The following is a 25,540-nucleotide window of genomic DNA, read 5'->3' on the forward strand; positions in this document are numbered from 1 at the left end:
AACTTAAAATGAGTAATGCCTATTTACTTTATCTATCCAGTTATCTACACGTGTTTTATCAAGTAAACCTAATTAGCAATGTCATATCAAAATCAATCAATTACAATCAAGTAGATCTACTCATTAAAAGACTTAAATTCTCTTAATCTGAAAAACAAAAAAGTGCTAACGCTCACCTTGATGATAAAAATAAGTATTAATGAAACAATACTCTACATTTATTAAAACCAGCGAAGAATAGCAGTTATCTTAAAAGATACAGGCATTCAATTAACGCACAACGTGATATAACTCAGCTTTTATTTGCTATAAAAGAAAAATACGACAAATTAATTGTAAGTTCACATAGGTTAATTAAATAGAACGGTGACAACGTATTGAGAGGTTCATGCCCAGCAATTTACTGGGCATGAAAAGCAAAATTTAAGCTTTGCTAGGACGTAATGCAGGGAATAAGATTACATCGCGGATAGTATGGCTATTGGTAAATAACATGACCATACGGTCAATACCAATACCTAAACCTGCTGTTGGCGGTAAACCGTGCTCTAATGCGGTGACGTAGTCTTCATCATAGAACATCGCTTCATCATCGCCTTCATCTTTCTGGCGAACTTGCTCAGCAAAGCGCTCAGCTTGGTCTTCCGCATCATTTAACTCAGAGAAACCATTACCGATTTCACGACCACCGATGAAGAATTCAAAACGATCTGTAATGAACGGATTTTCATCGTTACGGCGAGCTAATGGTGAAACTTCAGCTGGATATTCAGTAATAAATGTTGGCTGAATTAAGTGGCTTTCCGCAACTTCCTCGAAGATTTCACACTGAATACGACCTAAGCCCCAGCTCTTCTCAATCTTAATGCCAAGAGACTGAGCAATCGCAACCGCTTTGTCCATGTCATCCAAATCCGCAACATTGGTTTCTGGGCGGTATTTGCAGATAGCTTCTTTCATCGTCATTTTGGTAAATGGCTTACCAAAATCAAATTCTTGCTCACCATACTTCACAACCGTATTTCCTAACACTTTCTGCGTTAAGATACGGAATAAGTCTTCAGTCAGAACGATTAAGTCACGGTAATCCGCATACGCCATATACAGTTCCATCATTGTGAATTCTGGGTTATGGCGTGGAGATAAACCTTCATTACGGAAGTTACGGTTAATTTCGAACACACGTTCAAAACCACCCACAACTAAACGCTTCAGATACAGTTCTGGCGCAATACGCAGATACATATCGATATCTAACGCATTATGGTGTGTGACGAATGGACGCGCAGAAGCCCCACCAGGGATGACTTGCATCATTGGAGTTTCAACTTCCATAAAGCCATGATCGACCATGAAATTACGAACTTCCGCTAAAATCTTAGAACGGATGATGAAAGTGTTACGAGATTCATCGTTAGCAATTAAATCAAGGTAACGTTGACGATAACGTGTTTCTTGGTCTGATAAACCGTGGAACTTGTCTGGTAATGGACGCAGAGCTTTGGTTAACAAGCGAACTTCATGACAATGAACAGTCAATTCGCCCGTTTTAGTTTTAAATAAACGACCCTTAGCACCCAGAATGTCACCTAAGTCCCATTTTTTGAACTGCTCGTTATAAATACCTTCTGGCAGATCATCGCGGGAAACGTAAATCTGAATACGACCACCAACATCTTGCAATGTTGCGAATGATGCTTTACCCATGATACGGCGAGTCATCATACGACCCGCGATAGTCACTTCAACATTCAGATCTTCTAACTCTTCTGCTGTTTTTTCACCAAATTCAGCGTGAAGCTTATCGGACACATTTTCACGGCGGAAATCATTTGGGAACGGAATACCCTGTTCGCGTAACGCAACCAGTTTTTCTTTACGGGCTTTGAGTTCGTTATTTAAATCGGGAGCGTGTTCTGCACCCTGTTGCTCTTGAGACATTTTTTCCTCACAGGCCAGCTTTTAAACTAGCTTCAATGAATTTATCCAAATCACCATCCAGCACGGCTTGCGTGTTACGCGTTTCCACACCAGTACGTAAATCTTTAATTCGCGCATCATCAAGGACGTAAGAACGAATTTGGCTTCCCCAGCCAATGTCCGATTTATTCTCTTCCATCGCTTGCTTATCCGCGTTCTTCTTCTGCATTTCCAGTTCGTACAACTTCGCTTTTAACTGGCGCATGGCTTGATCTTTATTTTTATGTTGCGAACGGTCGTTTTGACACTGAGTCACTATGTTGGTCGGTATATGGGTAATACGCACCGCTGACTCAGTTTTGTTAACGTGCTGACCACCAGCACCAGAGGCGCGGTATACGTCGATACGCAAATCAGCAGGGTTAATTTCGATATCAATATCATCATCAACTTCAGGATAGATAAACGCTGAGCTAAATGAGGTATGACGACGGCCGCCAGAATCAAATGGGCTCTTACGAACCAAACGGTGAACACCCGTTTCTGTTCTTAACCAACCATAGGCATAGTCTCCGATGATTTTAATTGTCGCAGATTTTAAACCTGCCACATCACCATCGGACTCTTCAATAATTTCTGTTTTGAAGCCTTTTGACTCGGCCCAACGCAAGTACATACGCATGAGCATACTTGCCCAATCTTGCGCTTCAGTACCACCAGAACCTGCTTGTAAGTCAATGTAGCAGTCAGCACTATCATACTCGCCGGAAAACATACGACGGAATTCCAGTTGTTCTAACTTGCCTTGCAGTACGTCTAACTCGGCACCCGCTTCGTTGAACGTTTCTCCGTCATCAGCTTCTACCGCTAATTCCAATAAACCTTCTACGTCTTCAATACCTTGGGTCAGTTGGTCAATAGTCTCAACAATTGCCTCAAGGGAAGAGCGTTCTTTACCAAGCGCTTGAGCTCGTTCTGGTTCATTCCAGACATCCGGTTGCTCAAGTTCTGCGTTCACTTCTTCTAAGCGTTCTTTCTTGGCATCATAGTCAAAGATACCCCCTCAGAACCATTGTCCGTTCAGACAGGTCCTGAATCTTGCTTTTTACTGGGTTTATTTCAAACGTCATTTTCACTATCTTATAGTTGATCAATAAAGATAAATATTTCCATTCACGAACCGTTTAGTATAACGGAATTCCTGTCAGGTTTATAGGGCATCACTCCCCTATTTCTGTACGAATTGTATCGTCAGTTTAATCCGGCCAAATATGCTCAATCATCAATTGCACATTTTTATTGCCGCGAAATTCGTTTACATCCAGCTTAAATGCGATTTTAGCTTTTTTCACACTGTTGTCTGGCCATCGGCGAACATCAATATTAAACATGATACCATCGAGCATGGGTCCACCATTAACGGGCTCCAACATCAATTTCAAATGTTTTTCACCCACTAACTTTTGTTGTAATAACTGGAAATGTCCATCAAATACCGGTTCAGGGAAAGCCTGTCCCCAAGGACCACTTTCACGCAGTAATTCTGCTGTTTCTAATGACAGCTGATTACGCAATAGCTCACCGTCACTCCAGATCACACCCGATAACAGCTCAGGCTGAATAAGCTCCCCCATTAACGTCTCAAAGTGGTATTTGAAGGCGTCAAATTTACTCTCTTCAAGAGACAAGCCAGCCGCCATGGCATGTCCACCAAACTTTTGCATTAACCCTGGTTGCAGCGTATTCAAACGTTCAAGCGCATCACGCATATGTACACCTTGAACCGAGCGACCAGAGCCTTTTAATAACCCATCACCGGCGGGTGCAAAAGCGATGACAGGACGGTGAAACTGCTCTTTAATTCGCGATGCTAAAATCCCAACAACCCCTTGATGCCATTCAGGATGGTACAAAGCTAACCCATTGGGTAATTGATTGTCGCTATATTCGATTTTATTAAATAACACCAAAGCTTCTTGCTGCATGCCTGCTTCGATTTCTCGACGAGTTTGGTTCAAACCATCAAGCTCATTAGCTAGCTCACGCGCATATGCCATATCATCCGTGAGTAGCAATTCAATACTCACGGACATATCATCGAGCCGTCCAGCCGCATTTAACCGAGGACCTAACGCAAAGCCAAAATCGTTCGCGACAAGACGAGACGCATCTCGCTTGGATACCTCAATTAACGCTTTGATTCCCGCGCAGCAACGTCCTGCTCTTACGCGATTTAACCCTTGATGCACTAAAATACGGTTATTGGTATCTAATGGCACCACATCAGCGACCGTGCCAAGTGCAACTAAATCGAGATACTCCGCTAAATTAGGTTCACTGATCCCTTGCTTTTCAAACCATTGCTGTTGGCGTAAGTGCGCCCTTAATGCTGACATTAAATAAAACGTAACCCCAACACCCGCCAATGATTTTGATGCGAATTGGCAGTCACTCAGGTTTGGATTGATGATAGCATCAGCTGTTGGTAGGATTTCACCCGGCAAATGGTGATCTGTAATAATCACCTTCATCCCATATTGATGAGCAGCATCGACCCCATCATGAGAAGAAATACCGTTATCTACGGTAATAATCAGGTCAGTTCCCTGCTTATAGGCTTCATCCACCACTAGCGGCGTCAAACCATAACCATTTTCAAAACGGTTAGGAACGATATAATTTAAATTCACATACCCCATGGCTTTCAGTGCACGAATAGCCAATGCAGTGCTGGTTGCGCCATCAGCATCAAAATCCCCTACAATGGTAATTTTTTGATGCTCCACCAGTGCGACATAGAGCAGCGTTAATGCATTCTCAACCCCTGATAATGAGCGATAATCGAGTAAATTAGAGGCTTTTCGCTCTAATTGGGCGATATCAGTGATCCCTCGAGAGGCATAAATACGCTGCAAAAGCTCAGGAATATTGGGTAATGCCGCAGCATCACCCGTTAATTCTCTTTGACGTAAAAAAGTTTCAACATTCACAATAATGATTATTTCTGTTCAAGTAATTGGAGTAATTCATCCGGTTTTAAAAAGCCAGGTAGCACTTGTCCGCTTGGCAAAATAATCGCTGGCGTGCCTGTTACTTTAAATAATTGACCTAATTTTAAATGATTACCTAAATCAATTTTACAGTCATCAATCATGGCAACCTCATCACCTTTAAATGCTTTCGTTAACGCATCTTGAGGTAAACCATTGCACCAAATGGATGCCATTTGTTTCGCCGTATCACTCTTCAGTCCTTGGCGTGGGAATGCTAAATAACGAACGGTAACTCCTTTACTGTTTAATTCGCCTACGGTTTCATGTAACTTTTTGCAGTAGCCACAGCTGATGTCCGTAAAGACGGTCACCACATATTTTTCATTAGGCGCTTTGAAAATGATCATTTCATTTTTTAGCGCTTCTACCTTCTTCAATAATGGTTGGTTACTGATATTTACAGGGACTTTGCCACTCAGATCATAAATAGGACCTTGCAATAAATATTTACCATCATCAGTCACATAGATAACGCCGTTATCCGTTTCTACCGTATTTAAACCCACAATAGGGGAAGGCTTAATAGACTCTACTTGCATATTATAATGTGCAAGTTTTTCAATAATCAGCTTCTCTTCTGTTGCTGCATAAACAGATGCCGTTAATGACGCGATGCAGGCGCCTAAAACAAGTAATTTGCGTTTCATATTTATCCTTTTCACCCATCACCCTCGAGGATGATGCTGCTCATGTAAAGCACGTAGTCGCTCAGTGGCAACATGTGTGTAAATTTGGGTTGTTGATAGGTCACTATGACCTAATAGCATCTGTACGACGCGTAAGTCTGCGCCGTGATTCAATAAATGGGTTGCGAATGCATGCCTTAATACATGAGGCGATAATGCTTCCCCATCAATATTTGCCAAAACGGCGTAATATTTTATTCGGTGCCAAAATGTCTGGCGGGTCATCTTTGTACCGCGTTTACTTGGAAAAAGCACGTCGCTGGTCTTTCCATTCAATAAGTCAGGGCGCCCTTCTGCAATGTATTTTTCCAGCCAATAAATCGCCTCTTCTCCCAGAGGGATCAAACGCTCTTTGTCACCTTTCCCCACAACACGCACAACCCCTTGCCGTAAACTGATATCCGAGAAGGTCAATCCCGTCAGCTCAGAGACGCGTAAGCCACAGGCATATAACACTTCTAACATCGCTTTGTCTCGTAATTCGAGCGAGTCCTCAGTTGCAGGCGCATTGAGTAAATCTTCGACTTGTTTTTCACTCAAATCTTTTGGCAATCGTTGCGGAATTTTAGGTGCTGCAATTACCGCTGAAGGGTCATCTGACCTAATTTTTTCACGATAAAAATATTGAAATAGCCTGCGTATCGAACTTAGCAGACGCGCCGAACTTGCAGCTTTATATCCACCGTCAATACGCTCTGCTAGAAAAGATTGCAAATCAATAGATTGAACGGTTTCTAAATGTAGCTGCTGCTTATCCAGCCACCGATCTAATGATTGGAGGTCATTACGATAAGATGCCAAGGTGTTTTCAGCAAGATCTTGCTCCAACCAAATTGTATCAAGAAACTGTTCAATTAATGGATTTAGTTGTTTACTTTCCACGCTAGAACCTATGCCTCTTTATTATTACCATGCAATCTATTATGCCTGATTGTAGCACCATCTGTTACAATACGTCCCTCGTGATAAAAACCAGCGCTGGATATAGTAAGAATATATATGAAAATAGGTCTTTTTTACGGCTCAAGTACCTGCTACACCGAAATGGTTGCGGAGAAAATACGCGACATCCTAGGTGATGATTTCATCACGCTCCATAACGTCAACGATACACCGCCAGAATTAATGGAGCAGTACGATGTTCTTATTTTGGGAATTCCTACGTGGGATTTTGGTGAAATTCAGGAAGACTGGCTGGAAATTTGGGAGGCGCTTCCCAAACTTAACCTTGTCGACAAAATGGTCGCCATGTATGGCATGGGTGACCAAGTTGACTATAGCGAATGGTTTTTAGATGCATTAGGTATGCTCTATCACCAACTAAAACCGACTGGCGCACAATTTATTGGTTTTTGGTCTACTGAAGGTTATGAATTTGAAAGCCCCAAACCACTGACTGAAGACGGTAAAATGTTTGTTGGTCTCGCACTCGATGATGTGAACCAATTTGAACAAACGGACGAGAGAATCGCCCAATGGTGTGAGCAGATCCTACAAGAAATTGAAGCTGCTCTTTAGAGATGAAGCGCAATAAACTGCAATATCAAATGTCGGGATATTGCAGTAATAATTGATTGAGGTTACGCCAATTTTCTTCGGACACTGAATCTTTCGCCACCCACAAACGCAGCTTCTGTGGCTTTCCTTGCAGTGCCTTAAGCGTCAATAAAATACCACAACGGCTACACCATGGTGCTTTGATTATTTCCCACTCATTCTTTTTCCATTGAAGCTTATTGCCATTCACCAGTACAGCAACGCCTTTCACTTTGCTAATGTTCTTTTGACTTTTTGCCCAGCTCGCCACTAAGATAACCAATAATGGAAGCCAAATCATCGAGTTACCAGGTTCCCATGGTGCAACAAGCAAAATGATACCCGCCCCCACATGGAGGCTGGTTGAAAAAAGCTGGGTTTTCCATGAAATGGAAAGATTAGATTTCCACAGGACCACGATTTTTATTTCTTTCTTGAATGAGTTTAATCATAGAGAATAGCTCTTCATCCTCCGGACGCCCGTGATTCATCAACCAATTGAACAAATCTGGATCTGGGCACTCGAGTAGACGCACAAAAATACGTTTATCGTGATCTGTCAGTTCGTCATATTCATATTCAAAAAATGGCATGATAGAAATATCAAGCTCACGCATGCCTCTTCTGCATGCCCAATGAATTCGCGCCTTGTTATTGATATCGATTTGACTTTGCCCGCTAGGCATTCCATTATCCATTTCACTACGACCTTTTGTTGCAGTTGACTGATAAGATTGATTATTTTAAATACTCTATCAGATAATCTGTCAATAAAACATGCCACACTCTACATAGTTCACATTTTAGGTTGTAAAATACCGTTTTTCTACAAACTATTTACCCGCTTATGCTGAATAATAGGCTAATGAAACTTTAGTACCGTTTTAGGCTTGCAATGTGACCTAGCTATTTTACCATTAAGCACCATTATCAGATAAAGAACAACAGGTGAAATCATGACTTCTCATGTAGACAACACACTTCAGTTTCCCCTCAATTCTCCGTCTTTACCCCTTGTATTGATTTCACTGGAAAACTGGGAACTTATTCATCTTCACGGTGCCGACGCAGAAAAATATCTGCAAGGGCAAGTCACCGCGGATATTAGTACGCTTGAACATGCCCACACACTGACCGCACATTGTGACCCAAAAGGCAAAATGTGGAGTGACCTACGCCTATTCCATCATTTAGATGGTTTTTCTTATATTGAAAGACGCAGTGTCGCCGATGCCCAACTTGCAGAACTAAAAAAATATGCCGTTTTTTCCAAAGTCACTTTTGAGAAAAAACCCGAACTGAAATTACTGGGTATTGCCGGACAAGGCGCAAGAGAAGCACTAGCAGCTATTTTTGCCACACTGCCAGATCACCAAAATCAAGTGGTTGTTGATGGCAATAGCACCCTTCTGCATTTTGACCTCCCAGCAGAACGCTTCTTAATCATTACAGATGAGCCCATCGCACAAAAAATAACAGACACATTAAATGCACCACAGGTTTCTGACCAACAATGGCTAGCGCTTGATATTGAGGCCGGTCTCGCTGTTATTGACCAAGAGAATAGCGCTCAACATTTACCACAAGCAGCAAACTTACAGGTTATCCCTCACGGTATTAGCTTTAAAAAAGGCTGCTACACAGGCCAAGAAATGGTGGCTCGTGCCAAGTTCCGTGGTGCTAACAAACGAGCGATGTATTGGCTTACAGGTACAGGCTCGACGCTCCCAACCATCGGCGAGGGTGTTGAATGGCAACTCGGTGAAAACTGGCGTCGTACAGGCACTGTTCTCGCGGCAGTACGTTTAGGTAATGGTGAGCTTAGCATCCAAATCATCATGAATAATGACATGGAAGCCGATAGCGTATTTCGTGTTATGGGAGATGAGCACAGTCGCCTAACAATTAGCCCACTCCCTTATTCTTTAGAAGAAGATAAATAATTGAGGTTTTTATGTCATCTGCAACAGGTACTAAGCCACAGAATATTTTGAATTTTGGGGCTTTTACCGAAGTCATCCAATTTTTAATGGAGCTCGATAAACTGAAAAGTGTTTATCGAAAAAATAAATTATTAAACCGTGAAAGACACGAAAACACCGCAGAACATAGCTGGCAATTTGCGGTTGCAGCAATGGCATTCGCACCTTATGTACCGGGCGTTAATCTGGAACGTGCCATTAAACTCGCCTTAGTACATGATATTGTTGAAATTGATGCTGGTGATGTCTTAGTCTTTGATAATGCTGCTCGTGATGCCATTCATGATGAAGAAGTCAAAGCGGCTAACCGCCTGTTTAACCTACTACCAAGCCCACAAAATGCGGAATTTTTAGCCTTGTGGAATGAGTATGATGCTGTTGAAACCTTGGAATCGAAATATGCCAATGCCATTGACAGAGCGATGCCAATGTTATTGAACTTGCATAATCAAGGTCAAAGCTGGGTTGAAAATCATATTCGCCATGAGCAGGTCGTCAGTAAGTGTGACTATATTCAAGAGATACTGCCTGAGTTTTGGTTGCAACTTGAACAGCAATTAGAACAGGCACACCAAAAAGGATGGCTGCTGTAGTTATAAAAACAGGCTACAGAAAAGGCAATCCCATAAAAAACGCCAGATCTTCATCTGGCGTTTTCATATTCAATACTGAGCAAATTAATTACATATACTCTTCAATAGGTACGCACGAACAATGTAAATGACGGTCCCCGTAAACATCATCAAGACGTTTCACCGCTGGCCAATATTTGTTCACTCGAGTTGCGTGAGATGGGAATACCGCCAATTCACGACTATAAGTATGCGCCCACTCTTCCGCTAATTCGGTTTGAACGTGCGGAGCGTTCACTAACGGGTTATCTTCCAACGTCCATTTACCATGAACCACTTGGTCTATTTCATCACGAATAGCCAACATCGCATCGATAAAGCGATCAATTTCGACAATGCTTTCTGATTCAGTTGGTTCAATCATCAAGGTTCCCGCGACAGGGAATGACATGGTTGGCGCATGGAAACCGTAGTCAATCAAACGCTTCGCAATATCTAACTCACTGATACCTGTATCTTTCTTGATAGGACGTAGATCAACGATACATTCGTGAGCCACATAGCCTTCTTGCCCTGTGTACAGAATGTCATAGCGAGCGGCTAAGCGTTTCGCGATGTAGTTAGCATTTAAAATAGCCACTTGGCTAGCTTTTCTAAGCCCGTGCGAGCCCATCATACGGATATACATCCAGCTAATAGGTAGAATAGAAGCGCTACCAAATGGTGCAGCAGAAACCGCGCCTTGCTCAGTTAACATTTCTTGCGTGACCACCGAGTGCCCAGGAACAAACGGTGCTAAATGTTTTTTCACACCAATAGGTCCCATACCTGGTCCGCCGCCACCATGAGGAATGCAGAAGGTTTTATGTAAATTCAAGTGAGACACATCCGCACCAATAAAGCCAGGTGTTGTTAGACCTACTTGTGCGTTCATGTTCGCACCATCTAAATAAACTTGCCCACCATATTGATGAATAATTTCACACACTTCACGGATACTCTCTTCATAAACCCCGTGAGTAGATGGGTAGGTCACCATGACACAAGAAAGAGCTGCGCTGTGTTCCTTCGCTTTTTCACGGAGGTCAACAAGATCAATATTACCTTCATCATCACAACGCACAACCACGACTTCCATGCCTGCCATATGTGCAGATGCAGGGTTAGTTCCGTGTGCCGATGCGGGGATCAAACAGATATTACGCGCGCCTTCATTGCGGCTTTCATGGTAACGACGAATCGCTAACAGCCCCGCGTATTCACCTTGTGCCCCTGAGTTTGGCTGCATGCAAACGGCGTCATAACCCGTTAATTGCACTAACCAGTGAGAAAGCTGCTCAATCATTTGGTGATAACCTTGCGCTTGCTCTGGTGGGCAGAACGGGTGTAATTCACCAAATTCAGGCCATGTGATAGGGATCATCTCCGCAGAAGCGTTCAGTTTCATCGTACATGAACCTAATGGGATCATCGCTTGATTCAGCGCTAAATCCTTACGTTCTAAGCTATGCATGTAGCGCATCATTTCCGTTTCACTATGATAACGATGGAAATTTGGATGGGCTAAGATAACATCATCACGCAACATCGCGGCTGGAATAGAACTTGTGCCTTCTGAAACGAGCTTGTCTAATGCTTCAAAATCCAATTTTTTATCCATGCCAGTGATCACGAAGAACAACTCGTTCAGGTCATGACGTGAAGTGACTTCGCTAAATGTCACGCCCACCGCACCATGAATATCTGTGCGCAAGTTGACTTGTGCTTTTTCTGCGCGCGCTAATACTGCGGCTTTATCTGCGACTTCAATCGTGAGAGTATCGAACCACGTTTTATGGCGAAGAGTAATACCCGCCTCTGTAAGCGCTTTGGCAAAAATAGAGCTAAAGCGGTGAATACGCTCAGCAATCAGTTTTAAACCTTCAGGACCATGATACACCGCGTACATTGCTGCAATGTTAGCGAGTAAAACTTGAGAGGTACAAATATTGGAGTTCGCTTTTTCGCGGCGAATATGTTGCTCACGAGTTTGCATTACCATGCGTAATGCCGTATGTCCTGCCGCATCACGGGAAACCCCGATAATACGTCCCGGCATCGCACGTTTAAATTCATCTTTGCAGGCAAAAAATGCGGCATGAGGACCGCCATAGCCCATTGGTACACCAAAACGTTGAGCGGAGCCAAAGACAATATCCGCGCCTTGTTTTGCTGGTGCTGTCAGTAAAACGAGTGCCATCATATCCGCAGCCACACAACTGACGATATTTTTCTCTTTCAGCTTAGCAAACAGTTCACTGTAATCATGAATGTTCCCTGTGGTACCAACTTGTTGTAGCAATACACCAAATACCCCTTCATGCTCCAGTGCTTTTTCTGCACTATCCACAATCACTTCAAAACCGAAAGTACCCGCGCGAGTACGCACAACATCAAGTGTTTGAGGATGGATATCATCTGCAACGAAAAAACGCTCTGCGTTTTTCAACTTACTAATACGTTTTGCCATCGCCATGGCTTCAGCCGCCGCAGTCGCTTCATCCAATAAGGACGCTGAAGCGAGATCTAAGCCCGTCAAATCGATAGTGAGTTGCTGGAAATTCAACAGGGATTCAAGACGCCCTTGAGAAACCTCAGGTTGATACGGCGTATAGGCCGTGTACCAGCCGGGATTTTCTAACAAATTACGCAAGATAACAGGGGGAAGTACTGCAGGGGCATAGCCCATACCGATGTAACTTTTATAGCGTTTATTCAGAGATGCGATGCCTTTTAGCTCGGCCAATGCCTCTTGTTCTGTAGCACCACCACCCACTCTTGGTGGTTCCGGTAGTAAGATTGCTTTTGGGACAATTTTGTCCATTAAATTATCGAGAGAGGTCGCACCAACAGTACCTAACATGGTTTTTATTTGTTGTTCTGATGATCCAATGTGGCGCGAGATAAATTCTGAACGGTTTTCTAGTTGACTCAGTGACATCGACATATCTGTGTTCCCATCCTTTTTGCCGTGCGTAGCGTAGGTTATAAGACTCTAGCGATGATAAGACCTATTTATAAACTGCGAGGTAAGTGGGCCAGTTCAAACTAACCTTTATAAAAACAATATTTTTAAATACGTTGCGCTGTAGCGAACTATCAGGCTACAGCGCAACGTACGATGCAATAAATTACTCTTCCGCGGCGATCATGCTCAGATAACCCTGAGCATCAATCAGGTCAGCTAACTGTGAGTCATCAGTCATCTTAATGCGGAAAATCCAACCTTCTTGATAAGGTGATTCGTTGACTAATTCTGGAGAATCACTTAATGCATCATTTACTGCGATAATTTTACCGCTAATAGGTGCATAAATATCAGATGCCGCCTTAACAGATTCAACAACTGCGCAGTCATCCCCTGCACTCACGACATCACCTACGTTAGGTAAGTCGACAAAAACCATATCGCCTAAAGTTTCTTGCGCATGTTCAGTGATACCCACAGTAAACTCACCGTTGCCTTCATCACGTAACCATTCGTGTTCACGGGTATATCTTAACTCTTTAGGTGCATTGCTCATTTCTAGCCTCTCTTCTGATTCTGAGAATATGTTTTTTGAGAATAAAACTAAATATTGTGTTGCATTAGAAAATATCTAATTATACTAATGCCTTACCTTCGCGTACGAACCCCGGCTTAACCACTTCAACCGGCATTTCACGATGGCGAATTTCAACGATGGCCTGATTTTTAATCCCATTCGGTACACGCGCTAATGCGATACTGAAACCCAACGTTGGAGAAAATGAACCGCTAGTGATCACTCCCTCATGCAATTTACCCGATTCATCGGTAAAGCGCACAACCTGTTCAGCACGTAAAATGCCTTTTTCACGCATGACAATACCAACCAGTTTGTCTGAACCTTGCGCACGTTGCTTTTCCAATGCTTCACGACCGATAAAGTTCCGATCTTGCGGTTCCCAAGCAATTGTCCATCCCATATTGGCTGCCAATGGAGAAATAGACTCGTCCATATCTTGCCCATATAAATTCATACCTGCTTCAAGGCGTAACGTATCACGAGCACCCAAGCCAGCTGGATGCACACCCGCTTTAAGCAGCTTGCGCCAAAACTCTACAACTTGCTGCTTTGGCATTGCGATTTCATAGCCTTTCTCACCGGTATAACCTGTTGTTGCAATAAACAGATCGCCAGTTTGTACACCATAGAAAGGCTTCATATCTTTAATTGCAGCACGCTGCTCTTCAGTCAGTAAGGCGTGAACTTTATCTTGTGCCTTTGGACCTTGAACGGCTAATAACGCGAGATCATCGCGTACAGTGATTGCAACAGCATACTCTTTAGCATGCTGTTCAATCCATGCAATGTCTTTGTCTCGTGTCGCAGAGTTAACCACCAAACGATAGAAATCATCGTCAAGGTAATAAACAATCAAATCATCAATCACACCACCGGATGCATTCAGCATACCGGTATACAGTGCGCGGCCTTTGATCGTGAGTTTGGCAATATCATTGGCGAGAAGATAACGGAGAAAATCGCGGCAGCCTTCACCATGTAAATCAACAATGGTCATGTGGGAAACATCAAACATTCCTGCATCGGTTCGGACAATATTATGTTCGTTGATTTGCGAACCATAGTGCAGTGGCATCATCCACCCGTGGAAATCCACCATTTTTGCACCGCAGGCTATATGCTCATCATATAGAGTTGTTTGCTTTACCATGAATACCCTCTTTACATTACTGTGTCTGATGGGGTGATTGCGTGATGACGGTATAAATTTTTTCTGTAAACCCCGTTTCATCAAAACGCAAATCATCGAATTTGATTCAAAATCGCTAACATTCGAAATTGGATGCTATAAAAAAAAATAGGGTGACGTACTCACTGTATTACTGATTGCGCGGTTATATTGCCAGCGCTTTTTGTTAAATAATTGAGAACGATCACTCAATCCCTTCATATTTGGCTTATTGGTGAGCAAAATATCATCAAAACTGAGATTCCCATCGAAATAAGGCTCTAACAGCGTCTAATTGTTAAATTAGAAAAACTAATCCGAAACAAGGGATAAATTAGTTTTTCTCAGCCATTGGAAAGTATCAACGAGGTGGGTAGATAGTGATTACAGATAAAAAAACGGAACGCGTTAAACTCAGCGTTCCGTCTATAAGAGAAAAATAAAATCGATTACTGACTATCAATAGGGAGTTGTTTTAACCATTTAGGCATATCCGATAAGCCCATTGCATGGTTCAGCAATTGTGGTTTTATTCCGGGTAGGCTATCCGCTAATACTAAGCCAATATCACGTAACAATTTTTTCGCAGGGTTATTGCCATCGAATAACTCACGGAACCCTTGCATACCCGTTAACATCAATGCGGCACTATGTTTACGACTGCGCTCATAATCACGTAAATAGAAATATTGACCAAAATCCTTACCTTCTCGATGCAACCTTCTGATTTCACCGATCAGCATAGCAACGTCCATAAAACCAAGATTAACGCCCTGACCTGCCAATGGATGAATCGTATGAGCAGCATCCCCCAGAAGTGCAAGACGCTGAGCCGCAAACTGGCGTGCATAACGCCCAGTTAATGGAATAGTCACACGATCGCTTTCAAGCTGGCATAACCCTAAATTAGCATCAAATGCAACGGTTAACTCTTTCTCAAACTCGAGCTTGTCTAAATCTTGGCGACGCGCCGCGGCTAAGTTTGGTTGGGACCACACAATCGAGCATAAATGCGGGTCGCTCAAAGGTAAGAATGCGAGGATACCTTCCCCATTAAAGGCTTGGCGAGCAATCCCTTCGTGTGGACGTTCCGTTCTAATTGTGGCAACTAACGCAGTATGTTCATAATCCCAGAATGTCAGTGGGATATCCGCATGACTACGTAACCATGAATTCGCCCCATCGGCACCGACAACTAATCGAGCTGTCAGCATATTTTCGTCATCTAACGTGATGAAAACCTCATTTTCGCCCCAAACAACTTTCTTAATGGTCGCTGGCGCTAATAATGTCACATCACGCAATTGGCTGGCTTTTTGCCACAGCGCATCACGTACCACATTATTTTCAACAATATGACCTAAGTGCGAAAGGTTTTGGTCTTTTGCAGAAAAAGCGATACTCCCAAAACTATGGTTATCCCACACTTCCATACCATTATAGGCAGACGCTCTCATTCCTTTAATGGCTGACCACACATCTAAGTGAGTCAATAATTTTTCACTCGCTGCATTAATTGCTGATACGCGCAGCGCATGGGGCTCACTGGCAGAAAATGGCACTTTAGGCGGATGGTTTTCTACCACTGCCACACGTAAACCACTGCCTTCGAGTCCACATGCCAATGCCAGCCCAACCATGCCACCACCAGCGATAACCACATCGAACGATTGCATATTATAATTCCTCTTAATTTTGTGGTTATTTATGTGCGACCCAGCCAAGGGTTTGGCGGGCTAAAACATCACGAATAGGCGGTAACATTTCCATCGCCATCAGTCCCAAATTGCGCCCAACGATCAGGGGAAAGCAACGATTAGCAAATAACCGAACCAGACCATCCGTCATGGCGACCGTTTTTTCTCTGTCAGCTAATCGGGATTGTTGGTACTGATTTAGCAATGAATAATGACCAATATCTTGCTGATTAGCATGAGCATTCACCACTAATTCAGCTAATTGCATTACATCACGGATCCCAAGATTGAAACCTTGCCCCGCGATTGGGTGTAGCGTCTGAGCTGCATTTCCCACCAGCGCAACACGATGACTCACTGAATTAACCGCTTTTCTTAATACTAACGGGTAACAGTTGCGTTTACCGGCTTGGGTGATTTCACCTAAACGCCAACCAAATGCTTGCTGCAATTTGCAAATAAACGTTTCGTCGTCCCATGAATTAATAGCATCAGCATGCTCTTGATGATGGCACCACACTAGCGAGCTGCGCCCTTCTGACATAGGCAATAACGCTAAAGGACCAAATTCAGTAAAGCGCTCGAAAGCACGTCCTGCGGGGTCAATTGCTGTTTTGACGTTCGCGATAATCGCCACTTGCCCATAATCATCCTGCTGCCATTGCATGTTACAAGCTTGTCCAATCGCCGAGCGACTTCCATCGGCCGCCACTAAAAGATGACCCGTAATTTGTTCGCCACTTGCTAACGTGACCGTCACATTATCCACGGTACGCTCTACATGCTCTACTTTTGCAGGACAATAGAGTTTGACTCCTGGGGCCTTACGCAACAGGGTAAATAAACGGGCGCCAGCTTCATGCAATTCAATCACATTACCGAGCTCGGTAATCTGGTGATCTTCGGCATGAATATTAACAAAACCGGCATGACCTCTATCAGACACATGAACGTGATTAATCGGAGTCACACAGTCAGCAAAAGCAGACCAAACACCTATCGATGACAAGTACTGACAGGTGCCGTGGGATAATGCAATCGCTCGAGCATCAAAGCCTGGATGCTGACCTTCCGGTCGAGAGGCTTCAATGAGTGATACCGAAACGCGTCCTTGACTGAGTGACGAAATAGCCAGAGCCAATGTGGCGCCAGCCATCCCTCCCCCAACAATAATCACATTCATAGATTATTAATTACCTTCTGTTATTACTTTGTACTGCTTAACCTAAGCGTTTTTTAGCAGCCGCCATTAACGCTTCTATTTCATCTGGATCTTTCACGACCATTGACGTTAGATTCTCATTCCCATCTTCAGTGATAAGAATGTCATCTTCAATACGCACACCAATACCGCGGTATTGAGGGGGTACATCTGCATCTGGTGCAATATAGAGCCCCGGCTCAATGGTCAGCACCATGCCCGGTTCCAAAATGCGATCTCTTTCCACACCATAGAAACCAACATCATGCACATCTAAGCCCAACCAATGACTTAAACCATGCATAAAAAATGGATGATACGCTTTGTTTTCGATCAATTGTTCGACATCACCCTGTAAAATGCCTAATTTCACTAAACCTTCCGTTTTGATACGAACAATTTGTCGAGTCACTTCGTGGATGCTGGTTCCTGGGCGATAAAGCGCTAATGCGGTATTGATAGATTCAAGAACGATGTCGTAAATTTCACGCTGCGCTTGGGTAAATTTACCATTCACAGGAAACGTACGAGTAATATCTCCTGCGTACCCTTCTAACTCCGCACCCGCATCAATTAAAACTAAGTCTCCATCCTTCATAGCACATTCATTTTCGGTGTAGTGCAAAATGCAGGCATTTTCGCCGCTACCAACGATAGTGTTATAGGAAGGGAAACGCGCGCCATGGCGAGTGAATTCATATTCAATTTCACCACAGAGTTGATATTCATACATATTTGGACGGCAAGTTTCCATCGCACGAATGTGGGCTAAGGCTGAGATTTCCCCCGCTTTACGCATAACTGCCATTTCTGCATCCGATTTAAACAGACGCATTTCATGCACCATCGGACGCCAATCAATAACAGTTTGAGGGGCTTTCAAATTGCGGCGGCTACCACGGCGTAATACATCCAGCGCACCAAAAACCAATTTATCCGCATACTCAAACTCACCTTGAGCATGATAAACCACATCTAATCCATTCAATAATTGATAGAGTTGATCAACAATCTCATCAAATGGTAGCGCTTTATCTACACCTAATTTTTCAGGTGCTGCGTCTTGTCCTAGACGACGACCAAACCAAATTTCTGCGGTTAAATCACGGACGCGGTTGAACAACACGGTATGACTATGTTTCTCATCACTTTTAATTAAAACTAAAACCGCTTCTGGCTCACTAAATCCAGTCAGATACAAAAAATCACTGTGCTGGCGATACGGATATTCGCAATCCGCATTACGTTGTGCTTCAGGTGCTGAGAAAATAATGGCAGCACTTGCAGGCGCCATTTGAGCCAATAATGCATTACGACGAGAAATAAATTCCTGCTTATTCATACCGTTATTGCCTTATTATTTTGGGTTTTAGGTAAATTGCTTATTTGATGATTAGCTAAAAATCAAAGAGCAATCGTCTTATATTAGGTAAAGAGCCCCCTTAACCATAGGCTTCTGATAACCCAGAAAACCGACGGTTAATGGTCATTACCTAGCATTATAGATTAGTGGAGAACGGGCTTGATATTCTCGACTGCGGTTGGTCCATTTTTCGGCTCAACTAATGCGATGTAGCACAGTTGAACGGCAACTCTGACATATTCAACAACTTCTTCTAAGGCTTGCTCAAGCTCTTCTTGGTCTTCTTCTTCATCATAACCAAGCATACCGATGTTACGTAAATCAGTAATAACTTCGCTAATCTCTTTTTTATCAGTAAGTTTAGGTTGAGCAACACCAATGCCCAGTAAGAAGTGATTAACCCAGCCAGCTAACGCATCTGCGTGATCAAACACTGAAGCGTCTTCATCAGGAAATAGCATATTAAATGCGAATTCGCTGTCATCTAATGCATCAAATGTGAGGTCATACAGCTCACGTAGCGGCTGAGCTACCGTCTGTGGAAATGCAAGCCCGTCATTTGCCAAATCATGGACGAGTGTTTGCCAACCGTGGTCACGACTTCCTCCACAAATTAATCCGGTAATTAAACCATGGATTTCGGCAGCAGTGAGTGCGATTGAGTGCTGTTGGAGCAAATTGTCCAACGATTCATAGTTAGGTAAAGATTTTTGTATAGACATCTGAATTCGTCATGTTAGCTTGGGATTCGTGATATGCTACCACCAAGGATAGCCGCTAGACCAGTCTGCTTTTTTTTGTCTGAGTTATTATTAGTTTATTTTTATTCTAAACTAGTAATATAACGCCAATGCCTATCTATGCATAAGCTATGTGAAAATTAACAACATTTACGCCAAATGTCCCACTTTTATTGGCGAAAAAGATTTTAGTATGGAGGTATCATGTCCGCACAACCCGTTGATATTCAGATTTTTGGGCGATCTATGCGCGTTAATTGCCCAATAGAACAAAAAGAAGCGCTGTTAGAAGCCGCAAAAGAGTTAGAAGAACGTCTAAAGAATTTAAAAGACAGAAGTGGTGTAACTAACACTGAACAGCTTATTTTCATTGTCGCATTGAACGTCTGTCACGAATTAGCACAAGAAAAGACAAAAACACGCGATTATGCTTATAATATGGAAGAGAAGATAAAGGTATTGCAACAAACGATTGAGCAAGCGTTGCACGATCAGGTGAAAATCACTGAGAGGCAGGTATTGCCCCTAGAGTAATTATGCTTATTAATCAATCACTAGTAAAAAATAAAACTAAAAATCAGGTTGCATTTATACTCTAATTTCGTACAATGAAGTCACTGAGTAACGTAAGTTCTCAAAACAAATTTCTCTGAGATGCGCGTCAGTGGGTGAGTCCCCTGAGCCGATATTTCATACCAAACAGAATGTGGTTTTTGCGCTGGTGAGCATGCCTGATTCGCTCAGGAAGCCTAAAGGTTGCTAAACTGCGTTCACCTTGAACCAAGGGTTCAAGGGTTACAGCCTACAACGGCATCTTGGAGACCCCCCTTTCTTTTCCTGTTGTTTCTGTGTCTTCTGCACAACTTCCCAAATACTCTGCGAAAAACTACCCATTCCTATCGCTTGCGATATACTGTTTGTTATGTTTTTCCGCTGGTTATACAACTTTCTATGAGGGAAGGTATATGAAAATGGTTATGTCAGATGCGCTTTCTTTATCACGTCAGCAAATTCGTCAATCCATTAGGGCAGCCCGTCGGGCACTTTCCCTTGAAGCACAAGACGCTGCGGCACAGCAAATAGTGACTCACTCACTCAATCACCCCAAAATAGCACAGGCAAAAACTATCGCCCTATTTCTATCGTTCGATGGGGAAATTAATACACGCCCATTAATTCAAGCTCTCTGGGAACAAGGGAAACATATTTATCTCCCCGTCATTCATCCATTTAGCCCTAATAACCTCTTATTTTTACGTTACACACCAGAAACTGCACTAGTAAAAAATAAGTTTAATATCGAAGAACCTCCATTGAATATTTCAGATGTATTACCCATTGAGCAGCTCGATATTATGATGATCCCACTCGTGGCATTTGATAGCCAAGGGCAGCGATTAGGAATGGGTGGCGGTTTTTACGATAGAACGTTAGCGAAATGGCAGCAAACTGGCTTTTATCCTATTGGGCTTGCCCATGATTGCCAGCAAGTTGAAAATTTACCAGTAGCACATTGGGATATTCCATTACCTGAAATTATCACCCCTAAAAAAATATGGCGCTGGTAAGCACCAACGCCATATGAGAATAAAAAGCTAAATTTAATTAGAACAACAGGCGAGCGCGAATAGTGCCTGGCAGTGATTTCAATTTCACTAACACTTCATCCGCCTGACCAGGTGATTGCGTCAGCACATCAATAACAACATAACCAACATTACCTGACGTTCTCAGATATTGCCCTACTACGTTGATGTTATTTTCCGTAAATACTTGGTTGATGCTATTCATCATCCCTGGACGGTTTTCATGAATATGCAGTAAGCGGTTGGTATCATCCGTATGGACTGGCAGTGAAACCTCAGGGAAGTTAACCGCAGATAATGTTGAACCATTGTCAGAGTATTTTGCTAGCTTACTCGCCACTTCTAAACCGATATTCTCTTGCGCTTCTTCCGTTGAACCACCGATGTGTGGTGTCAGGATCACGTTGTCGAATTTAATCAACTCAGAGATGAACGGATCATTCGGATCATTATTTGCCGCTGGCTCTGTTGGGAACACATCAACTGCCGCGCCTGATAATTTTTTGCTTTCTAATGCTGCGCTAAGTGCTGGGATATCAACGACCGTACCACGAGAAGCATTGATGAAAATTGCACCTTTTTTCATTTGCTCAAATTGCGTTGCACCAATCATATCCTTGGTACTTGCTGTTTCGGGCACATGCAAACTCACCACATCGCTCATTTTCAGTAGCTCAGGTAATGAGCGAACTTGCGTCGCATTACCTAATGGCAATTTATTTTCAATGTCATAAAAATAAACATCCATACCAATCCCTTCAGCTAAGATCCCTAACTGAGTACCGATATGACCATAACCGACAATACCTAAACGCTTGCCTCGAGCTTCAAAACAGCCTTTCGCTTGTTTTTCCCAAATACCGCGGTGCGCCTGCATATTGGCTTCAGGAATACGACGCAATAATAGTAATAGCTGACCTAATACCATTTCCGCCACGGAACGTGTGTTGGAGAATGGTGCGTTAAAGACAGGAATACCGCGTTTTGCTGCCGCATCTAAATCAACTTGGTTAGTCCCAATACAGAAGCAACCCACTGCCACCAGTTTCTCTGCCGATGCAAAGATCTCTTCAGTCAAATGAGTACGGGAACGGATACCGACAAAACGAGCGTCTTTAATTGCTTCTTTTAATTCTTCGTCCGACAGCGCGCTTTTGTGATATTCGATATTGGTGTAACCCGCTGCTTTGAGGTTATCCACAGCACTTTGGTGAACACCTTCAAGCAGTAAAAATTTAATTTTGTCTTTCTGCAAAGATACCTTGACCATTTACCCTACCCTATCGTACTTAATTTATGACAGATGAATTTCGTATGAACTCAAAATAATTCGAGATGCAAGTCATGAAATTAAGGCACTCCAGCCCCTCACATGCACCTTGAAATAAAACGAGAATACCAACATAGCAAAATTCAGCGCAGTAGCAATACAAACGATTGCTTAGACGCTGCTAAAAAGTGTGAAGAAAAAGAAGTTATGTGGTGGAAAATCTAGAGCGGTAACACAAAATAAGCATTTTGCCCACCCAATGGGCATTTGTGTGAGATATATCACCAAAATAACGGATGGTAAAAAAAATTTAAATAATTTTCAGGTTTACCATATTTATAAAAGTCATTAACGCTTTAGCTATCTAGTTAAAAACAAAATAAGCCAGTGAACTTAAAATCCACTGGCTTATCATTAACCACAGAAGATTACAGCTTAATAGTTTTTACACCTTCAGCTGTTCCCATCAATACGACATCAGCACCACGGTTAGCGAATAGTCCCACAGTCACGACGCCAGCAATACCGTTGATTTTGTTTTCTAATGCAACAGGATCGAGGATCTTTAAGTTGTGGACATCCAGAATAACGTTACCGTTATCCGTCACCACATTTTCACGGTAAACTGGTTGCCCGCCTAATTTAACCAATTCACGCGCAACATAGCTGCGCGCCATCGGAATGACTTCGACTGGTAGAGGGAAATTACCTAAAACACCCACTAACTTAGATTGGTCAACGATACAGACAAACGTTTTAGCAATGGCAGAAACAATTTTTTCGCGAGTTAATGCGGCACCACCGCCTTTGATCATGTTCATGTTGCCATCTACTTCATCAGCCCCATCAACATAAACATCTAATGAATCTACACTGTTACAGTCAAAAACAGGAATACCCAAGGATTTCAATTTTTGTGTTGATGCTTCAGAGCTAGAAACGGCTCCTTCAATTTGTCCCTTCATTGTTGCCAATGCATCAATAAAGTGGGATGCGGTAGAACCTGTACCTACCCCAACAATCGTGCCTGGCTTAACATATTCTAATGCCGCCCAACCTACTGCTTTTTTCAATTCATCCTGAGTCATGCGAGAGCCTTATACTGGAATATTCAATCATTACATAGATAGTGAGTAGTATATACCGGACATTCTGCAAGTTGCAGTATTGTTATTAGGGATTGTGCACTACTTCTTATGAAAAATACCCTTTAGGAATATTTGCAAGTGTTATCCCTAAAAATATGGCATAGTGATTGGCAGAATAACAAGAAGGAGAGTTTTTGATGAAGCGCCCTGATTATCGCGCCTTGCAAGCACTGGATGCCGTCATTCGTGAACGCGGATTTGAACGAGCAGCACAAAAGTTATGCATCACTCAGTCTGCAGTTTCTCAACGAATCAAACAGTTAGAAAACCTTTTTGGTCAACCTTTGCTTGTGCGTACCGTTCCGCCACATCCGACTGAACAAGGTCAAAAACTGTTGGCATTGCTTCATCAAGTTGAATTACTCGAAGAACAGTGGCTTGGAGATGAAAACAGTGGCTCCACGCCATTATTGCTCTCCTTAGCGGTGAACGCTGACAGTTTAGCAACATGGTTTTTGCCCGCCCTAAACCCAGTTTTAGGCAATACGCCTATCCGTTTGAACATTCAAGTGGAAGATGAAACCCGCACCCAAGAGCGCCTAAGACGCGGGGAAGTGGTTGGGGCTATCAGTATTCAACCTCAAGCCTTGCCAGGTTGTTTAGTCGATAAACTGGGCGCATTAGACTATATTTTCGTCGCCTCACCGGGTTTTGCCGCGAAGTATTTCCCTGATGGGGTAACTCGAGCCTCCTTACTAAAAGCACCCGCGGTGGCATTTGACCATTTGGATGATATGCACCAAGCCTTTGTACAACAAAACTTTGGACTATCACCTGGCAGTGTACCTTGCCATATCGTTAACTCATCAGAGGCCTTTGTACAATTAGCTAAACAGGGGTCAACATGCTGTATGATCCCACACTTGCAAATTGCCAGTGAGTTAGAAAATGGTGAATTAATTGATTTAACACCGGGACTCTGCCAACGCCGGATGCTCTACTGGCATCGTTTTGCACCGGAAAGTCGCACAATGAAGAAAGTCACTGACGCCCTATTAAAAACAGGACGCCAGATGCTAAAACAAGATGATGAAATCGCCGCTGAGATTAACGTTTAATTTCAAATACCACATCAACTTGATCATTAAAATCGATACTTTGCTGCTCATAGGTCTCATTAACGTTGAGATCTTGAGCCGCCGCTTTCAGTGACCCCGCTTGACCACGCACTGCCATTGGATATGGGACATCAGCTGGAGCATTGTAATTAATGCTATAAATCGGTCCTAACTGTGCATTAAACCCTTTTGCCAGCGCTTCAGCTTGTAACTGAGCATTCTTCATTGCTTGGTCACGGGCTGCATTACGGTATTTCTGAGGATCACTCACCCCAAACTGCACAGAATTAATTTCATTTAATCCTGCCGTCAACGCACCATCAAGTAAAACATTTAGCTGATCCAACTTTTTCACTTTGACATCGACGGTTCTTATCGCCGTATATCCTTTCAGTGTTGGCTTAGACGCTGAACTATAATCATAGTTAGGTTGTGTTCGTACATTTGCAGCATCAATATCCTGCTTTTCAATTCCATTTTTCTTCAGGAATTCATAGTATTCAGCAACGCGCTTATCAACTGCCGCTTTTGCCGCCGCAGCATCTTTATTCGTAACCTGCACATTAATGCTCAACGTTGCCATATCCGGTGCGACTTTCACCGCCCCACTTGCTGACGTTGAAATATGAGGACCTTCCGGTGCTGCACTAGCCAAAGAGATGCTCGGAACCGCAAGACCTGCCAATACGGCAGCAACAACGATAGATTTCAATTTCACAGAACCTCCCAATGGTGTTTTTCTCTATAATAAAGAGGAAGTTCATCATAAACCTCCCCTGATTAAGATTCACATTATCATATTTACCACAAACTGCGATTCAGAATAATGCTAATTAATATCCTAGCCCGTGCATTGCGAGTTGAAATGCAATAAACCACATCACACAGCCTACAAACAGATTAATAAAACGCTGGGAACGTGGTTTATTCAGTATAGGAGAAAACCACGCCGCTAACATCGCTAATAAAAAAA

The 25,540-nt window shown here is 42.9% G+C and carries 24 protein-coding genes and 1 other RNA gene; 7 read left to right on the plus strand and 18 right to left on the minus strand.

Annotation, left to right across the window (positions count from 1 at the left end; translation table 11 throughout):
- Positions 1–423: 423 nt before the first annotated feature.
- The 5 genes from lysS to xerD all read right to left on the minus strand — a co-directional run bounded on the left by lysS (position 424) and on the right by xerD (position 6,541).
- On the minus strand, positions 424–1,941 hold the full coding sequence (gene lysS, locus PSF16_RS10950; RefSeq protein WP_006658054.1) for a lysine--tRNA ligase: 1,518 nt from the start codon (positions 1,939–1,941) through the stop codon (positions 424–426).
- 7 nt (positions 1,942–1,948) lie between these two features.
- Positions 1,949–3,050, minus strand: a protein-coding gene (gene prfB, locus PSF16_RS10955; protein ID WP_272689250.1) for a peptide chain release factor 2 whose coding sequence is annotated in 2 segments (ribosomal slippage) — positions 1,949–2,971 and positions 2,973–3,050 — 1,101 coding nt in all. Because the reading frame shifts where the segments join, the coding sequence is not laid out codon by codon here.
- Between the two features lie 126 nt (positions 3,051–3,176).
- The gene (recJ, locus tag PSF16_RS10960; RefSeq protein ID WP_036968251.1) at positions 3,177–4,910 is read right to left on the minus strand and encodes a single-stranded-DNA-specific exonuclease RecJ; all 1,734 of its coding nucleotides are present in this window, start codon (positions 4,908–4,910) and stop codon (positions 3,177–3,179) included.
- Positions 4,911–4,918: 8 nt separating this feature from the next.
- Positions 4,919–5,620: a bifunctional protein-disulfide isomerase/oxidoreductase DsbC gene (gene dsbC, locus PSF16_RS10965; protein WP_006658051.1), complete on the minus strand. Its 702-nt coding sequence runs from the start codon at positions 5,618–5,620 to the stop codon at positions 4,919–4,921.
- Between the two features lie 18 nt (positions 5,621–5,638).
- Positions 5,639–6,541: a site-specific tyrosine recombinase XerD gene (gene xerD, locus PSF16_RS10970; protein ID WP_006658050.1), complete on the minus strand. Its 903-nt coding sequence runs from the start codon at positions 6,539–6,541 to the stop codon at positions 5,639–5,641.
- 117 nt (positions 6,542–6,658) lie between these two features.
- On the opposite strand from xerD, the gene fldB reads away from it, so the two are divergent.
- Positions 6,659–7,177 carry a flavodoxin FldB gene (gene fldB / locus PSF16_RS10975; RefSeq protein ID WP_006658049.1) on the plus strand — a complete coding sequence of 173 codons (519 nt, stop codon included), beginning with the start codon at positions 6,659–6,661 and terminating at the stop codon, positions 7,175–7,177.
- A 25-nt stretch (positions 7,178–7,202) separates the two neighbouring features.
- Here the strand turns inward: fldB and PSF16_RS10980 are convergent, their stop codons facing one another.
- Both PSF16_RS10980 and sdhE read right to left on the minus strand, forming a co-directional pair.
- On the minus strand, positions 7,203–7,613 hold the full coding sequence (locus PSF16_RS10980; protein ID WP_006661186.1) for a protein YgfX: 411 nt from the start codon (positions 7,611–7,613) through the stop codon (positions 7,203–7,205).
- Positions 7,594–7,860: an FAD assembly factor SdhE gene (gene sdhE / locus PSF16_RS10985; RefSeq protein WP_036964213.1), complete on the minus strand. Its 267-nt coding sequence runs from the start codon at positions 7,858–7,860 to the stop codon at positions 7,594–7,596. Before sdhE ends, PSF16_RS10980 begins: the two co-directional genes overlap by 20 nt.
- A gap of 291 nt (positions 7,861–8,151) precedes the next feature.
- On the opposite strand from sdhE, the gene ygfZ reads away from it, so the two are divergent.
- Both ygfZ and PSF16_RS10995 read left to right on the plus strand, forming a co-directional pair.
- Positions 8,152–9,138: a tRNA-modifying protein YgfZ gene (gene ygfZ / locus PSF16_RS10990; protein ID WP_272689251.1), complete on the plus strand. Its 987-nt coding sequence runs from the start codon at positions 8,152–8,154 to the stop codon at positions 9,136–9,138.
- Positions 9,139–9,149: 11 nt separating this feature from the next.
- Complete coding sequence (locus PSF16_RS10995) at positions 9,150–9,770, plus strand: HD domain-containing protein (protein WP_006658045.1); 621 nt, start codon at positions 9,150–9,152, stop codon at positions 9,768–9,770.
- Positions 9,771–9,858: 88 nt separating this feature from the next.
- On the opposite strand, the gene gcvP is transcribed toward PSF16_RS10995, so the two are convergent.
- From gcvP to PSF16_RS11030, 7 genes are all read right to left on the minus strand, one after another.
- Positions 9,859–12,735: an aminomethyl-transferring glycine dehydrogenase gene (gcvP, locus tag PSF16_RS11000; RefSeq protein WP_272689252.1), complete on the minus strand. Its 2,877-nt coding sequence runs from the start codon at positions 12,733–12,735 to the stop codon at positions 9,859–9,861.
- Between the two features lie 184 nt (positions 12,736–12,919).
- Positions 12,920–13,312 (minus strand): glycine cleavage system protein GcvH, encoded by a 393-nt coding sequence (gcvH, locus tag PSF16_RS11005; protein WP_272689253.1) that lies wholly within the window; start codon positions 13,310–13,312, stop codon positions 12,920–12,922.
- Positions 13,313–13,391: 79 nt separating this feature from the next.
- Positions 13,392–14,486 carry a glycine cleavage system aminomethyltransferase GcvT gene (gene gcvT, locus PSF16_RS11010; RefSeq protein WP_006661180.1) on the minus strand — a complete coding sequence of 365 codons (1,095 nt, stop codon included), beginning with the start codon at positions 14,484–14,486 and terminating at the stop codon, positions 13,392–13,394.
- A 467-nt stretch (positions 14,487–14,953) separates the two neighbouring features.
- Positions 14,954–16,180: an FAD-dependent 2-octaprenylphenol hydroxylase gene (ubiI, locus tag PSF16_RS11015; RefSeq protein WP_272689254.1), complete on the minus strand. Its 1,227-nt coding sequence runs from the start codon at positions 16,178–16,180 to the stop codon at positions 14,954–14,956.
- Positions 16,181–16,205: 25 nt separating this feature from the next.
- Positions 16,206–17,384: a 2-octaprenyl-6-methoxyphenyl hydroxylase gene (gene ubiH / locus PSF16_RS11020; protein ID WP_272689255.1), complete on the minus strand. Its 1,179-nt coding sequence runs from the start codon at positions 17,382–17,384 to the stop codon at positions 16,206–16,208.
- A 37-nt stretch (positions 17,385–17,421) separates the two neighbouring features.
- Complete coding sequence (pepP, locus tag PSF16_RS11025) at positions 17,422–18,744, minus strand: Xaa-Pro aminopeptidase (RefSeq protein ID WP_006658039.1); 1,323 nt, start codon at positions 18,742–18,744, stop codon at positions 17,422–17,424.
- A 164-nt stretch (positions 18,745–18,908) separates the two neighbouring features.
- On the minus strand, positions 18,909–19,487 hold the full coding sequence (locus PSF16_RS11030) for a YecA/YgfB family protein (protein ID WP_006658038.1): 579 nt from the start codon (positions 19,485–19,487) through the stop codon (positions 18,909–18,911).
- A 222-nt stretch (positions 19,488–19,709) separates the two neighbouring features.
- Here PSF16_RS11030 and zapA point away from each other — a divergent pair, with 222 nt between their 5' ends.
- The 3 genes from zapA to PSF16_RS11045 all read left to right on the plus strand — a co-directional run bounded on the left by zapA (position 19,710) and on the right by PSF16_RS11045 (position 21,073).
- The gene (zapA, locus tag PSF16_RS11035; protein ID WP_006658037.1) at positions 19,710–20,039 is read left to right on the plus strand and encodes a cell division protein ZapA; all 330 of its coding nucleotides are present in this window, start codon (positions 19,710–19,712) and stop codon (positions 20,037–20,039) included.
- A gap of 109 nt (positions 20,040–20,148) precedes the next feature.
- Positions 20,149–20,331: non-coding RNA, 6S RNA (gene ssrS / locus PSF16_RS11040), on the plus strand.
- Positions 20,332–20,470: 139 nt separating this feature from the next.
- Positions 20,471–21,073 (plus strand): 5-formyltetrahydrofolate cyclo-ligase, encoded by a 603-nt coding sequence (locus PSF16_RS11045; RefSeq protein ID WP_224120247.1) that lies wholly within the window; start codon positions 20,471–20,473, stop codon positions 21,071–21,073.
- Between the two features lie 37 nt (positions 21,074–21,110).
- On the opposite strand, the gene serA is transcribed toward PSF16_RS11045, so the two are convergent.
- Together serA and rpiA are read right to left on the minus strand one after the other, a co-directional pair.
- Positions 21,111–22,361, minus strand: coding sequence for a phosphoglycerate dehydrogenase (gene serA / locus PSF16_RS11050; protein ID WP_006658035.1), 1,251 nt, complete (start codon positions 22,359–22,361; stop codon positions 21,111–21,113).
- Positions 22,362–22,789: 428 nt separating this feature from the next.
- A complete protein-coding gene (gene rpiA / locus PSF16_RS11055; protein WP_006658033.1) occupies positions 22,790–23,449 on the minus strand; it encodes a ribose-5-phosphate isomerase RpiA in 660 nt (219 codons plus the stop codon).
- A 197-nt stretch (positions 23,450–23,646) separates the two neighbouring features.
- On the opposite strand from rpiA, the gene PSF16_RS11060 reads away from it, so the two are divergent.
- Entirely contained in the window at positions 23,647–24,567 is a 921-nt protein-coding gene (locus PSF16_RS11060; protein WP_006658032.1) for a LysR family transcriptional regulator ArgP, read from the plus strand.
- Here PSF16_RS11060 and PSF16_RS11065 read toward each other — a convergent pair.
- A complete protein-coding gene (locus tag PSF16_RS11065; protein ID WP_036964156.1) occupies positions 24,557–25,285 on the minus strand; it encodes an oxidative stress defense protein in 729 nt (242 codons plus the stop codon). The two genes, PSF16_RS11060 and PSF16_RS11065, sit on opposite strands and share 11 nt — an antisense overlap.
- Positions 25,286–25,400: 115 nt before the next feature.
- Positions 25,401–25,540: LysE family transporter (locus PSF16_RS11070; RefSeq protein WP_272689256.1), on the minus strand; the 140-nt coding region annotated here is incomplete at its 5' end.

Source organism: Providencia sp. PROV033 (assembly GCF_028484855.1).
GTDB classification, from domain to species: domain Bacteria; phylum Pseudomonadota; class Gammaproteobacteria; order Enterobacterales; family Enterobacteriaceae; genus Providencia; species Providencia alcalifaciens.

Excerpts from the sequence above, each read along its gene's own strand:
- lysS (WP_006658054.1), bottom strand. The coding sequence starts at position 1,941 with ATGTCTCAAGAGCAACAGGGTGCAGAACACGCTCCCGATTTAAATAAC.
- dsbC (WP_006658051.1), bottom strand. The coding sequence starts at position 5,620 with ATGAAACGCAAATTACTTGTTTTAGGCGCCTGCATCGCGTCATTAACG.
- fldB (WP_006658049.1), top strand. The coding sequence starts at position 6,659 with ATGAAAATAGGTCTTTTTTACGGCTCAAGTACCTGCTACACCGAAATG.
- ygfZ (WP_272689251.1), top strand. The coding sequence starts at position 8,152 with ATGACTTCTCATGTAGACAACACACTTCAGTTTCCCCTCAATTCTCCG.
- PSF16_RS10995 (WP_006658045.1), top strand. The coding sequence starts at position 9,150 with ATGTCATCTGCAACAGGTACTAAGCCACAGAATATTTTGAATTTTGGG.
- gcvP (WP_272689252.1), bottom strand. The coding sequence starts at position 12,735 with ATGTCGATGTCACTGAGTCAACTAGAAAACCGTTCAGAATTTATCTCG.
- gcvH (WP_272689253.1), bottom strand. The coding sequence starts at position 13,312 with ATGAGCAATGCACCTAAAGAGTTAAGATATACCCGTGAACACGAATGG.
- gcvT (WP_006661180.1), bottom strand. The coding sequence starts at position 14,486 with ATGGTAAAGCAAACAACTCTATATGATGAGCATATAGCCTGCGGTGCA.
- ubiI (WP_272689254.1), bottom strand. The coding sequence starts at position 16,180 with ATGCAATCGTTCGATGTGGTTATCGCTGGTGGTGGCATGGTTGGGCTG.
- ubiH (WP_272689255.1), bottom strand. The coding sequence starts at position 17,384 with ATGAATGTGATTATTGTTGGGGGAGGGATGGCTGGCGCCACATTGGCT.
- pepP (WP_006658039.1), bottom strand. The coding sequence starts at position 18,744 with ATGAATAAGCAGGAATTTATTTCTCGTCGTAATGCATTATTGGCTCAA.
- PSF16_RS11030 (WP_006658038.1), bottom strand. The coding sequence starts at position 19,487 with ATGTCTATACAAAAATCTTTACCTAACTATGAATCGTTGGACAATTTG.
- zapA (WP_006658037.1), top strand. The coding sequence starts at position 19,710 with ATGTCCGCACAACCCGTTGATATTCAGATTTTTGGGCGATCTATGCGC.
- PSF16_RS11045 (WP_224120247.1), top strand. The coding sequence starts at position 20,471 with ATGAAAATGGTTATGTCAGATGCGCTTTCTTTATCACGTCAGCAAATT.
- serA (WP_006658035.1), bottom strand. The coding sequence starts at position 22,361 with ATGGTCAAGGTATCTTTGCAGAAAGACAAAATTAAATTTTTACTGCTT.
- rpiA (WP_006658033.1), bottom strand. The coding sequence starts at position 23,449 with ATGACTCAGGATGAATTGAAAAAAGCAGTAGGTTGGGCGGCATTAGAA.
- PSF16_RS11060 (WP_006658032.1), top strand. The coding sequence starts at position 23,647 with ATGAAGCGCCCTGATTATCGCGCCTTGCAAGCACTGGATGCCGTCATT.